Genomic DNA, 14,101 nt, shown 5'->3' with positions numbered 1-14,101 from the left:
CCTACTATTTTGAAACTTCATCATTATTTAAAAGATCATTAGCTTTGTGAGCTTCTTCTTCCAGCTTTTGAGCTTCTTGCTTTTCAGCCATTTTTGATAAAGCATCAACATTTACGACATCATCATCGTCATCATCCATGTCACGCAATTCTAATTCATCTTTATTGATGTCTAGCACTTTCATATCAAGTCCTAGAGATTGCAATTCTTTAACTAACACGCGGAATGATTCAGGCACACCAGGTTTTGGAATGTTTTCACCTTTAACGATGGCTTCATAAGTTTTAACACGACCTACAACGTCATCAGACTTGTAAGTTAAGATTTCTTGTAAGGTGTAAGCAGCACCATAAGCTTCAAGTGCCCAAACTTCCATCTCACCAAATCTTTGTCCACCAAATTGTGCTTTACCACCAAGTGGTTGTTGTGTAACAAGTGAGTAAGGTCCAATTGAACGAGCGTGCAATTTGTCATCAACCATGTGAGCTAGTTTCATGTAGTACATAACCCCAACTGATACACGATTATCAAATGCATCACCTGTACGACCATCGTAAAGAACAGTTTTACCATCTGAAGCCATACCAGCTTCTTTAACTGTGTCCCATAAGTCGCTATCTGTTGCACCATCAAATACTGGGGATGCAACGTGAATTCCTAATTCTCTTGCGGCCATACCCAAGTGTAATTCAAGAACTTGTCCAATGTTCATACGTGATGGCACACCCATTGGGTTCAATAGAATGTCAACTGGTGTTCCATCTGGTAAGAATGGCATGTCTTCTTCAGGAACAACGATTGAAACAGTACCCTTGTTACCATGACGACCAGCCATCTTGTCACCAACTTGGATTTTACGTTTTTGTGTAATGTAAACACGAACTAGTTTGTTAACACCTGGAGATAATTCGTCACCAGCTTCACGTGTGAAGACTTTAACATCTTGCACAATTCCGCCACCACCATGTGGTACACGTAGTGATGTATCACGAACTTCACGTGCTTTTTCACCAAAGATTGCGTGTAACAAACGTTCTTCAGCTGATAATTCAGTTACACCCTTAGGTGTTACTTTACCAACTAAAATATCGCCATCATGAACTTCAGCACCAATACGGATAACCCCTGTTTCGTCAAGGTCTCTTAATGAGTCTTCCCCAACGTTTGGAATTTCACGTGTGATTTCTTCAGGTCCAAGTTTTGTATCACGAGCTTCTGATTCGAATTCTTCGATGTGGATAGAAGTATAGATATCTTCTTTAACTAGTTTTTCTGATAAAACAATCGCATCTTCGAAGTTGTACATGTTCCAAGTCATAAACGCAATAATAGGGTTTTGACCTAAAGCAAGTTCACCACTTTCCATAGCTGGACCATCTGCGATAACATCACCAGCATCAATACGGTCGCCTTGGCGAACCAATGTTTGTTGGTTGTATGATTTACCAGCATTTGAACGTCTGAATTTAGATACGTAGTAGGTATCAATACCATCTTCATCAGTTGTGATTTCAATACGACGTGCGTCAGCGTAAGTTACAGTACCACCATTTTTGGCTAGAAGTGCTGTACCTGAGTCGTGAGCTGCACGATATTCCATACCAGTACCAACAAGCGGTGCATGTGGACGTACCAATGGCACAGCTTGACGTTGCATGTTAGCTCCCATCAACGCACGGTTTGAGTCGTCGTTTTCAAGGAAAGGAATACATGCGGCAGCAACAGAAACAACTTGTTTTGGAATAACATCCATGTAGTCAACTTTATCTGTGCTAATTTCAAGGTTGTCATCACGGTGACGTGCCAAAACAGTTGGGTTAGCAAATGAACCATCATCGTTAAGTTTTGAGTTAGCTTGAGCAACAATGTAGTTATCTTCTTCGTCAGCTGTTAAGTAGTCAATCTTGTCTGTTACCTTGTGGGTTGTCCAGTCAACACGACGGTATGGTGTTTCGATGAAACCATAGTTATTCACAATAGCGTATGACGCTAGTGAGTTAATCAACCCGATATTAGGTCCTTCAGGTGTTTCAATCGGACACATACGACCATAGTGAGTATAGTGAACGTCACGAACTTCATATCCGGCACGATCACGAGTCAAACCACCAGGTCCAAGGGCAGATAGACGACGTTTGTGAGTTAATTCTCCAAGTGGGTTAGTTTGATCCATAAATTGTGATAATTGTGATGAACCAAAGAATTCCTTAATTGAAGCCACAACTGGACGAATATTAATCAATTGTTGAGGTGTTACAGTTGAAGCGTCTTGAATTGACATTCTTTCACGTACAACACGTTCCATACGTGATAAACCAATTCTGAATTGGTTTTGTAACAATTCACCAACTGAACGAATACGACGGTTACCTAAGTGGTCGATATCATCAACTTCACCAATACCTTCTTGTAGGTTCAAGAAGTAGTTGATTGAAGCAATAATGTCGGCTGTCGTAATGTGTTTAATATCTGCAGGAATGTGACCATTACCAATGATATTAACTTCTTTTTCAGGATCTTCTTTAGAAAATACTTTAATTTTTTGAACAACCATTGGATCAGTAATTACTGATTCTTCTGAAGGTTGGTATGTGACAGTTTTAAAGTCTTCTCTATCTAAGAATTTACCTAATGTTTCCATTAAGTGATTGTCAATTACGTCACCTTTTTGAGCAATAACTTCACCTGTATCAGGATCTGCTAATGTTTCAGCTAACGTTTGGTTTAATAGACGTGTTTTTAATGAAAGTTTTTTGTTAATCTTGTAACGTCCAACAGGCGCTAAGTCATAACGTTTTGGATCAAAGAATCTTGCGTATAATAATGAACGAGAACTGTCAGCAGTTTTTGGTTCGCCTGGGCGAAGACGTTCATAAATATCTTTCAATCCTTCTTCAGTACGTGTATCTAGTGGGTTTTTGTGGATATCTTTTTCTAGGGTATAGCTTAATGAATCGCTTTGACCTAAAATTTCTAAAATATCACTATCTGATTCAAAACCTAATGCGCGCATCAAAACAGAGATAGGTAATTTACGTGTACGGTCAATACGTACGTATGAAATATCCTTAGCGTCTGTTTCAAATTCTAGCCAAGCCCCACGGTTTGGAATAACTGTTGTACCAAAGTTAGTACGACCGTTTTTATCCAATGAAGAGTTATAGTAAACACCTGGAGAACGTACTAATTGAGAAACAATAACACGTTCTGCACCATTTACGATAAAAGTTCCTTGTGGTGTCATTAATGGGAAATCACCAAAGAAAACTTCTTGAGTTTTGATTTCTTCTGTTTCGTTATTTGTTAATTTCAAAGTCACATGAAGCGGAGCTGAGTAGTTTGCATCATGTTGTCTTGCTTCATCCATCGTATATTTAGGTTCGGATAATTTATAATCCACAAACTCTAATGACAGATTACCAGCAAAATCATCGATTGGCATAATATCGTCGAACATTTCTTTTAGTCCACGTTCTAGGAACCAATCGTATGAACTTGTTTGTATTTCAACTAAATTAGGAAGTTGTAAAACTTCTTTAATTCGTGAATAACTTCTTCTAGTACGGTTTTTACCATAGTTTATATTTGAACCTACCAAGAGAAGACCATCCTTTCTGTTAAAAACACGTAATATTACATTTACGTTACAACTATCAAAAAAGGTGTTTTTAGACAATAAAAAAACAAAAACGGCACACGGGTACCATTTTTGTTCTTATCATCACTCTGGACAATAGATCAGAGCAATACTGCACTTCAACAGCCAATTTCAATCATACAAATTATAATCATATAGCTTATAAATGTCAAGTTAATTGTGGACTTTATCGCCTTTTTGTGCTTTTTGTGCTTGATTTTGTGAAACGACCTTAAAAGTTAATTCTTTTTTAGAAGAACCAACCTTAACTAAGTCGCCTGCTTTAATATCTTGTCTAAGTAATTGGTCGCTTAATTCATTTTCAAGTTTGTCTTGAATTGCGCGGCGAATTGGTCGAGCACCATTTTCAACATCAAAACCAGCTTCTAAAATAGTATCTAATGCTGCTATTGAAACAGATAATTCGATTTGTTGTTCAGATAATCGTGCTTTTAAGTCACCTAACATCAGTGACACAATTTGACGTAGTTCTGGTTTTTGCAATTCTTGGAAGATAATCGTTTCATCAATACGATTTAAGAATTCTGGTGTGAAGAACTCTTGTGTAGCTTGTTTTATTTTGCTTGTCAATTGTACTTGACGTTGTTCGTCTTCATTACTTGAAAAACCAACTGTCTTATCAATCTTCATTGCACGTGCACCTAAGTTAGATGTCATGATAATTACTGTATTTCTAAAATCAACACGACGACCTTTAGCATCTGTTAGGTAACCATCATCTAATACTTGTAATAACAAGTTAAAAATATCTGGATGTGCTTTTTCTACTTCATCTAGTAAAACAACAGAGTACGGATTTTGGCGAACCTGTTCGCTCAATTGACCACCTTCTTCGTAGCCAACATATCCTGGAGCAGAACCGACTAGTTTTGATGAACTGTAAGATTCTGACAACTCTGACATGTCTACTCGAATAAGATTATCAGTAGAACCAAACATTGTTTTAGCTAGCACTTTTGCCAATTGCGTTTTACCAACACCTGTTGGCCCTAAGAATAAGAAAGACCCGATTGGACGGTTAGGATCTTTGATTCCCGCACGAGCGCGTCTTATCGCTTTTGAAACAGCCATTACCGCATCGTTTTGGCCGATAACTTCTTGATGAAGTTCTTTTTCAAGGTCAAGTAAACGTGTTGTTTCATTAGAATCAAGTTGGGTTAGCGGAATTTTAGTCCAAGTTGAAATAACTTCAGCAACGTCTTCACGTGTTACTTGTTGTTTAGCTTGTTGGGCTTTTACCTTTTCTTCGGTCATTCGATAAATTGTTTGACGAAGTTGCGTTTCTTGATAACGCAGCTTAGCTGCTTGTTCAAAATCTTGATCAAAAATTGCTTTGTCTTTTTGATTCAACAAGTCTTCTAGGTCTTTTTCAAGCGGAATAATTTGTTGATCTTCACTTTCTTCAAACCCTTCGATTTTAACTTTAGCTGCTGCTTCGTCAATTAAATCAATGGCTTTATCTGGCAAGAAACGGTTAGTAATATAGCGTTGACTCATTTCAACAGCCGCATCAATAGCCTCTTGTGAAATTGTCACACCATGGAAGTTTTCATAGGTTTTCTTTAATCCAGCTAAAATTTGTTCTGTTTCTTTTGTCGTTGGCTCGTCTACTTTTACTTGCGCAAAACGACGCTCAAGTGCTGAATCTTTTTCGATGTATTTTTGGTATTCATCATACGTTGTAGCACCGATAACTTGAATGTCGCCGCGGGCAAGAGAAGGCTTCAAAATGTTTGAAGCATCAATAGCACCTTCTGCACCACCTGCACCAATCAGCGTGTGAAGTTCATCTATAAATAGAATAACTTCGCCGTCTTGTTTGATTTCGTCCATCACTTTTTTCAAACGATCTTCAAATTCACCACGGTACTTCGTCCCCGCTACTAAAGACCCCATATCAAGTGACATCACGCGTTTTTTCTTCAAGACAGATGGCACTTGTCCTGCTTCTATTTTTGCTGCTAAATCTTCAGCAATCGCTGTTTTACCTACACCAGGATCTCCAACTAAAACTGGGTTATTCTTTGTTCGACGTGACAAAATCTGAATAACACGATGTGTTTCAGAATCACGGCCAATAACTGGATCAACTTGACCCTGTTTAACTTTGTCATTTAAATTATTAGCTAATTTATCTAAAGTCGGTGTCTTAGATTTGCCAGCTTGTTGTCTATTAGTTTGTGTCTTTGATGTATTTAGTTCTGGTTTTTTAAAGTTTTCATTATCTTGAATACCTAATTGTTGTAATAATTCTTGATAAATTCGTGACAAACTAAAACCTAGGTTTTTCAAAATTTTACCAGATAAAACATTCTCATTTTGCACTAGCGCCATTAACAGATGTTCTGTACCAACTTTGTCAGCACCTAATTGTCGCGCAATTTGGCCAGACAATGTCATGACTTGCTTAGCTCTAGGAGAATAAGGTAAAAATTCGCCCTTAACTGGCGTTGATAACTCAACACCATACCCTGTATAAGTTTCGATCTCTTCACGAATATCTGTTGTAGATACCCCTAATTCACGTAGTAAGTGACCTGCTGTTCCATGTGATTCCATGACTAAACCTAACAATAAGTGTTCTGTGCCAATCACACGATGTTTAAAGTAGGTTGCTTGTTCTTGTGAAATTGTTAGTGCAACTTTCGCACTATCTGTAAACATATTCTCCATTATTACACCGCCAATCTATTATAGAAGTATACAGTAAAGTATTTGTTCTTAAATGTAAATATTAAAATAGAAATTAACCTCATTCTTAATTAATTATTTGCTTTTTTCACTGTTCGTTCTTTTCCCTATCCTCATTGTACAACTAATGCTCTTTAATTTGAAATTTAGCTATTTTTAGGGATAAAAAAATAACCCACACTACTTGTAGGTTATCAAAAAGCGGAAGACGGGATTCGAACCCGCGACCCCCACCATGGCAAGGTGATGTTCTACCACTGAACTACTTCCGCATTAATACACATTGTGTATTAAATGAGTCGTGGCAGGCTCGAACTGCCGACCCTCTGATTAAAAGTCAGATGCTCTACCAACTGAGCTAACGACTCGTAGTAAAAGCAGGATATCCTGCTTTTAGTGATTATTCTTCATTTGGTTGGTCATGATGTTCTGGACGCATAGTTGGGAATAGTAAAACGTCACGAATAGATGGTGCATCAGTAAATAACATAACTAAACGATCAATTCCGATTCCAAGTCCACCTGTAGGTGGCATACCATACTCTAATGCTTCGATGTAATCTTCATCAATTCCAGTTGCTTCATCATTACCGGCTTCACGTTCTGCAACTTGTGCTTCAAAACGTTGTCTTTGATCGATAGGATCATTAAGTTCAGTAAATGCATTAGCGAACTCACTCTTAACTATAAACAATTCAAAGCGATCTGTAAAGCGTGAATCTTCAGAATTTTTCTTAGCAAGTGGTGAAACTTCGATTGGATGCCCATAAACAAAGGTTGGTTGGACTAAAGTTTCTTCAACAAATTCTTCGAAAAATTCGTTAATAATGTGTCCAACTTGCCAATAATCTTCATAGTGAACATTGTGATCATCAGCAATTTTGCGAGCTTCTTCAAGTGACATTTCACGCCAGAAGTCAACACCTGTTTGTTCTTTAATCGCATCAACCATGTGCAAACGTCTGAATGGTTGACCAATCTTAACTTCTTCGCCTTGGTAAGTAATAGTATCTGTATCAAACACTTCTTTAGCAATGTAACGGAAAATACCTTCTGTTTGATCCATTACATCTTTAAAGTCAAAGTAAGCTGCATAAGATTCAAGCATTGTAAATTCAGGGTTATGTTTTGTATCTAGCCCTTCATTACGGAATACACGACCAATTTCATAAACACGTTCCATTCCACCAACGATTAAACGTTTTAAGTGCAATTCTAGCGCAATACGTAGGTATAAATCAATATCTAGCGCATTGTGGTGTGTAATAAATGGTCTTGCAGCAGCACCACCAGCTTGGTCATGCAATACAGGTGTTTCAACTTCAGTAAAGCCGTTTTGGTCTAGGTAACGACGAATTGTTGAAATAATTTGACTTCTCTTTTGGAAACGGTCAAAACTGTCTGGGTTTGCGATTAAATCAAGATATCTTTGACGATATTTTTGTTCAATGTTTGTCAAACCATGGTATTTATCTGGTAATGGACGTAGTGCTTTTGATAAGAAAGTCACATGAGTTGCTTTAATTGTTAGCTCACCCATGTCTGTCTTCATCACGTCACCTGTAATTCCTAGGAAATCACCTAAGTCAGCACGTTTGAAAATCTTGTAGTTTTCTTCACCAACAGTATCTTTACGTACATAGATTTGCATTTTTCCTGAGTTATCACGAATATCAGCAAATCCAACTTTACCTTTACCACGTTTTGTCATCATACGACCTGCGATAGTTGCAGTCACGTGTTTTTCATCTAACGCATCTTTTTCTTCGTTTTCATATTGATCGTGTAAGTCTTTTGCAACAGCTGTACGTTCAAAACGACTACCGTATGGATCAATTCCATTATCAAATAATTCTTGTAATTTTTCACGGCGAACACGTAATTGGTCGTTCATTTGGTGATGATTATCTTGTTTAGCCACTTATTTACCCTCCGATTTTAATTTTTCTCTAGCTTCATATTGAGCGACAAAGTCATCTAGAATTTCAAAAACTTCTTCTTTAGCGAAAACTTGGTTAACTGCTGCACGAGCTTTTGCAGCACGTGGAATTCCCTTCAAGTAGTAAGCTGCTTGTTGACGGAATTCTGGCACGGCAATTTTTTCACCCTTTAGTTCTACCAAGCGATTCAATTGTAACTTAGCCAAGTCAATTTTTTCTCTTGGTGTTGGCTCTGGTTCAATTACGCCAGTTTCAAGGTAATGTTCCATTTGGCCTAGAATCCACGGGTTACCTAAAGCTGCACGCCCTACCATAACCGCATCGGCTCCAACTTCATCAAGCATGCGTTTAGCATCTTCTGGTGTTTTAACATCACCATTTCCAATAAATGGAATTGAAAGGGCTTCTTTAACTTGCTTCAAAATATCCCAGTCAGCTTTACCGGTGTACATTTGCTTACGCGTTCTACCATGCATGGCAACCGCACTAGCTCCTGCACGTTCAGCAGCAAGGGCATTTTCAACCGCATAAATATGGTCTTCATCCCAACCCGTTCTCATTTTAACTGTCACGGGTTTTTCTACCACATCAACAACCGCTTTAACCATTTCATAAATACGATTAGGATCAAGTAAACATCTTGCTCCCGCATCGGTTTTTACGACTTTTGGCACTGGGCAACCCATATTAATATCAATAATATCAGCTTGTGTATTTTGATCCACAAATTTCGCTGCTTCAACTAATGTTTCCACAGTTCCACCAAAAATTTGAATACTAATTGGGTGCTCTTTAGGGTCTACAAAAAGCATATCTAAAGTTTTTTTATTATGGTGAATAATTCCTCTATCACTAATCATTTCACAAACAACTAATCCTGCACCACATTCTTTTGCTGTGATACGAAAAGCTGAGTTTGAAATACCAGCCATTGGTGCGACAACAATGCGATTAGGAATTTCCACATTTCCAATTTTCCACATAGACACTCTTCCTCATTTTTACCTGTACTATTTTATCAGTTTATCCAAAAAGCCTCAACACCAGTTTTAGCCTTGTGTTGCTAAAATATCTTTCAAGTCTGACTCACTATAATGATAGCGTGCATTGCAGAATTTACATACTGCTTCAGCACCGTGGTCTTCTTCAATCATAGCCTCAATCTCTGCTTTTTTCAAAGTAGCTAGTGATTTTTCAAAACGGTCTTTACTACAGTCACATTCAAAGGCAACATCCACTGTGTCTAAGATGTCCACACCTTCAGGGAAAATCATTTCTGTAATTTCTTCAGGTGTTTTGCCTTCGCGAACTAGTTTAGAAACTAGTGGTAATTGTTTAAGACTATCTTCTAGTTTGGCAATACTTTCTTCACTTGCGTTTGGTAACACTTGAATCATGAAACCACCGGCAGCACCAATTGTATTGTTTGGATTAACAAAACATGACAAGCCAACAGCTGATGGAATCTGTTCAGATTTAGCCAAGTAGTAAGTAAAGTCTTCACCTAGCTCACCAGAAATCAATGGAACCTGACCTGTAAAGGGTTCTTTCATATGCAAGTCTTTAGTAACACTGAACATCCCATTTGTTCCTACAGCACCCTTAACATCAATCTTGCCTTTTTCATTAAGTGGCAAATGAACGTGGGGATTTTGAATATAACCTTTAACTGTTCCGTTAGCATTACCATCAATAACTAACGCACCAGCCGGACCGTCACCTTGGATACGAACCGTTAATGTATCGTCACCTTTTAAGGTTGCTGTACTTAATAATAATGTCCCAATTAATCCACGGCCTAAAGCTGCAGATGAAGCACTATAAGTATCGTGTTTTTGTTGTGCAGTCGATACTAATTCGGTTGCTGAAACAGCTAAAATTCTAAATGCTTTATCTTTTGATATGGCTTTAATTAAATAATCTTTCATTGTTTTTTACACCTCATTAAAAAACAGAGCCACTAGGCTCTGTTTTTGTTATTTATCTTTACGATTATTATCATCGTTTTTTATTGTATCAGAATCAACATCTTTTTTACCAGATGTAACTTCTTTTTCTAAGTCTTTTTCTGATTTTTCTTGGTCACTAATTTCTTTAGCATTTTTCACTTCAACTTGTTTATCCTTTTGATCAGCAGCTTGCTTTGATTCTTTGTAATCAGCAGCTTCTTTTTCACTTGGAAATTCAGTTGGTTCTTCTGGCATTTTGCCTTCTTTGAATAATGAAAGAATTTGTGTTTCGTTCAATGTTTCATATTCAAGCAATGCTTTCGCAATTAAATCGTGTTGTTCGTGGTATTCTTTAATAATTTCAGCAGCACGTGTATGTGCATCGTTAATAATGCGACGAACTTCTTGGTCGATTTTTGCAGCAGTATCTTGGCTGTATGAAGGGCCTTGACCATAAGCTGCTTGACCTTCTTGTTCCAACGCTACTGTCCCTAAAACATCACTCATACCATATTGCGTTACCATTGCACGCGCAATTTGAGTTGCTTGTTCAAAGTCATTTGAAGCACCAGATGATAAGCTGTTGAAGATTAATTCTTCAGCTGTACGTCCACCCATTAAACCAACAATTTGTTCTTCTAAGTCTTTTTTGCTTAGTAAGTATTGATCTTCTTTAGGTAGCGTAATCGCATAACCACCAGCGCGACCACGAGGGACAATTGTTACTTTTCTAACAGTTCTTGAGTCGCTTAGAACAAGACCAATTAAGGCATGTCCAGCTTCGTGGTAAGCCACAATTTGACGATATTTTTCTGACGTTTTACGGTCTCGTTTAGCAGGACCAGCAATTACACGATCTTCTGCTTCGTCAATATCAAGAGAAGTAATCTTAGTGTCATTTCTTCTTGCAGCTACTAAAGCTGCTTCGTTAAGTAAGTTTTCAAGATCTGCCCCAACGAATCCTGGTGTTTGACGGGCAACTAATTTCAAGTCAACATCATCTGCTAAAGGTTTGTTTTTAGCGTGGACTTTCAAGATAGCTTCACGACCTTTAACATCTGGACGACCCACTAACACTTTACGGTCAAAACGGCCTGGACGAAGTAAAGCAGGATCTAAAACGTCAGAACGGTTAGTTGCAGCCATTACGATAACGCCTTCTGTCCCTGTAAATCCATCCATTTCAACTAACAGTTGGTTCAAGGTTTGTTCACGTTCATCGTTTCCACCGCCCATGCCGGCTCCACGTTGACGACCAACAGCATCAATTTCATCAATAAAGATGATAGCTGGTGCTGATTTTTTAGCATTTTCAAACAAATCACGAACACGAGATGCCCCAACTCCGACGAACATTTCAACGAAGTCAGAACCAGAAATACTGTAAAATGGCACTTTAGCTTCACCAGCAACGGCTTTAGCTAGAAGGGTTTTACCTGTTCCGGGAGGTCCCTCAAGTAAAACACCTGATGGAATACGAGCACCAAGACTAGCAAAGCGTTTAGGTTGTTTCAAGAATTCAACTACTTCAACTAGTTCTTGTTTTTCTTCTTCGGCACCAGCTACATCACTAAATCTAATTTTGTTTTTAGCTGGGTCTTCAGGCTTAGCTTTTGAACGACCAACGTTCATCATGCGGTTTCCACCGCCACCTTGGCCACCTCGAGCACCACCCATCATAATGAAGAAGATAACAACAATAATGATGATGGGTAGAAATGAACCTAACAACGTAATCCAAAGACCTGTTTGAGGCTCACCATCCATAGAAACATTAACATTTTTACTTTGTGCTAACTCTGTCACTTGCTTAACAGTGTTATCATTTGCCAAAATCGTTGTTGAAAAGTTTTGAGTTGATGAATTTTGTCCACCTGTCAAAATTGATAACATCGAGTTATTTGACGATTGGTTTGTTTGACTTGTTTTATAAGTTCCTGAAACCGTATAAGCACCATTAACTGGCTGCATACTGAACTTATCAATACTATTATCGTTCAGTTGCGTAATAAATTCTGAATAACTAACATTTTTGACAGCTTTACTGCTTCCACCATTAAAGAACCAGTTAAAGCCTGCCAAAATAATGATTACAGCAATAATATAAAAGAATATATTATTCCTAAATTTTTTTGGACTTTTATTCATAAGTAACCTCCGATTTCATAAACTACTTCTTATTATTTTGCCACAAAGAAATATAATTTTCTAGACTGCTGAGGCAAAGAATTATAATGATAAATATTTTGAATCCAATAAATATCTGATCCATAAATTGAGAGGTAATAACCCTTCAAGGTTGTTGGAATATTCGCTTTAGCAAAAACCTTCTTCACTTTTTGGTGCTGACCATTTGAAAGAAGTACTAATTGATCAGGCGTAAACCCTAAATACAATGTTTGATTCAAAGGTACATCAAATGTCGCTAGACAATCATAGCCAGCAAAGCTCGCGTCTTCACTGACTAAATACTGTTGGCCACAAAACAAAATCGGTTGATTTAACTCAACTAATTCAGCACAACAATGTACTGGGGGATACATCAAAAAGAAATCATCATTTTTGATTAAAAGTTGAATATTTTTTGTAATTGTGAGGGCGCCTCCCTCAATCAAAATATGTTTCAGCTGTTTGAATTGCTGTTCAGATAAAAATACTTTATCACTAAATGTCTGCGTTGTTAAATAACTCAGATAATCTGACCAATTAGTGTCAGGAATTTTAGTAAAATCTTTAATTTTACCTTGATATAATCTGGTGGTTACGGGTTTGATTGTTGTCACTAATTCAAAAAGTCGAACTTGAGCTTGCGTTAATTTTGCGACACTTTGTTGATAACGTTGCCCATTTTCAATTAAATGATTGGTTTCTTTTTCAACTATTGGCATGACATGATGACGAATTCGATTTCGCAATGTAAAGTCGCTATGATTGGTTTCATCAATAACATACGTTATCTGTTGTACTTTTAGATAATCCACCAATTGTTTTTTTGAAAAAATAAGCAATGGTCGAACCAGATATCCGTCAAAAAAAGGGCGTTTAGCCGCCAATGACGACATCTCTTGTGCATCCCCACTTCGAACCAACTTCAGCATCATCGTCTCAAGCACATCATTGCCATGATGAGCGGTCATCACATAATCTGCTTGCCACTTTGCTTGAACTTGATGTAAAAACTGATACCGCATATTACGAGCTGCAGCTTCAATGCCTGTTTTAGGCTGGTGTTTCTTAGGCCAATCATAATTTTCGATTGTTAGACCTTTTTCTTGTGCATATTGGGTTAACACAGCAAGCTCTTGCTGTGAATCAGCCCTTAATTGATGATTAACATGAGCAATAATCAATTGTTCTTTCGGTTGGTATAGACTGTGATATAGCAAATCTAGCAATGCCATTGAGTCAGGACCTGCAGATACTGCCACAACAATCTTAGCCAATCTTTCGTCAATTTGTAAGCTTTTTAAGTTTTCTTTGAATGCTTGTCGCAATTGGTTCATTGTTCAGCAGCATATTTCTCAAGAAACTCATTGGCCTGTTTCAACACTTGCTCAATCTTCTTAGAAAAAGACTGCGTTTGGTCCGCTTCTAAGGGATTAGATAAATCTTTAAGTTCTGGATTATCATACTGTTTTTGTGAAAGTGCTATCTTTTGAGGTGTCTCAGCTGATAAAACCACACAATCAATTTCTTGATTGACATCATAATACATTTGCCAATCATCGTTTTTGCCATATTCAAGTTCTTGTCGCTTGATTAAACCATGATGCTTGCCAGCAAGCGTTACAAAAACGCCAAACGAAGCAACATTGTTAATCGTTCCTTTTAATCTTTGGCCTTGTTTAATCATATGATTCCTC

The 14,101-nt window shown here is 37.7% G+C and carries 8 protein-coding genes and 2 tRNA genes; all 10 read right to left on the bottom strand.

Translation table 11 applies throughout. The annotated features are described in order from the left end of the window. Window positions 1–4 precede the first annotated feature (4 nt). Window positions 5–3,598, bottom strand: coding sequence for a DNA-directed RNA polymerase subunit beta (gene rpoB / locus JNUCC80_RS01200; protein ID WP_454143333.1), 3,594 nt, complete (start codon window positions 3,596–3,598; stop codon window positions 5–7). 213 nt (window positions 3,599–3,811) lie between these two features. After that, window positions 3,812–6,331: an ATP-dependent Clp protease ATP-binding subunit gene (locus JNUCC80_RS01195; RefSeq protein WP_454153072.1), complete on the bottom strand. Its 2,520-nt coding sequence runs from the start codon at window positions 6,329–6,331 to the stop codon at window positions 3,812–3,814. Window positions 6,332–6,549: 218 nt separating this feature from the next. Continuing rightward, window positions 6,550–6,621 (bottom strand) — tRNA-Gly (locus tag JNUCC80_RS01190). Between the two features lie 23 nt (window positions 6,622–6,644). Further along, a tRNA-Lys gene (locus JNUCC80_RS01185) sits at window positions 6,645–6,717 on the bottom strand. Window positions 6,718–6,749: 32 nt separating this feature from the next. Then, on the bottom strand, window positions 6,750–8,243 hold the full coding sequence (gene lysS, locus JNUCC80_RS01180) for a lysine--tRNA ligase (protein WP_454153325.1): 1,494 nt from the start codon (window positions 8,241–8,243) through the stop codon (window positions 6,750–6,752). 27 nt (window positions 8,244–8,270) lie between these two features. Next, window positions 8,271–9,272, bottom strand: coding sequence for a tRNA dihydrouridine synthase DusB (gene dusB / locus JNUCC80_RS01175; protein WP_454153071.1), 1,002 nt, complete (start codon window positions 9,270–9,272; stop codon window positions 8,271–8,273). Between the two features lie 66 nt (window positions 9,273–9,338). Next, window positions 9,339–10,217, bottom strand: a complete 879-nt coding sequence (hslO, locus tag JNUCC80_RS01170) for an Hsp33 family molecular chaperone HslO (protein ID WP_454153070.1) — start codon at window positions 10,215–10,217, stop codon at window positions 9,339–9,341. 48 nt (window positions 10,218–10,265) lie between these two features. Continuing rightward, the gene (gene ftsH / locus JNUCC80_RS01165; protein ID WP_454153069.1) at window positions 10,266–12,386 is read right to left on the bottom strand and encodes an ATP-dependent zinc metalloprotease FtsH; all 2,121 of its coding nucleotides are present in this window, start codon (window positions 12,384–12,386) and stop codon (window positions 10,266–10,268) included. 32 nt (window positions 12,387–12,418) lie between these two features. Further along, the gene (gene tilS / locus JNUCC80_RS01160; RefSeq protein ID WP_454153068.1) at window positions 12,419–13,741 is read right to left on the bottom strand and encodes a tRNA lysidine(34) synthetase TilS; all 1,323 of its coding nucleotides are present in this window, start codon (window positions 13,739–13,741) and stop codon (window positions 12,419–12,421) included. Next, window positions 13,738–14,091 carry a S1 RNA-binding domain-containing protein gene (locus JNUCC80_RS01155; RefSeq protein ID WP_454153067.1) on the bottom strand — a complete coding sequence of 118 codons (354 nt, stop codon included), beginning with the start codon at window positions 14,089–14,091 and terminating at the stop codon, window positions 13,738–13,740. The genes tilS and JNUCC80_RS01155 overlap by 4 nt, the downstream gene beginning before the upstream one ends. Between the last annotated feature and the right edge of the window lie 10 nt (window positions 14,092–14,101).

The sequence above is a fragment of the Holzapfeliella sp. JNUCC 80 genome, from assembly GCF_053667655.1.
This window is presented reverse-complemented; position numbering and strand designations above follow the sequence as displayed.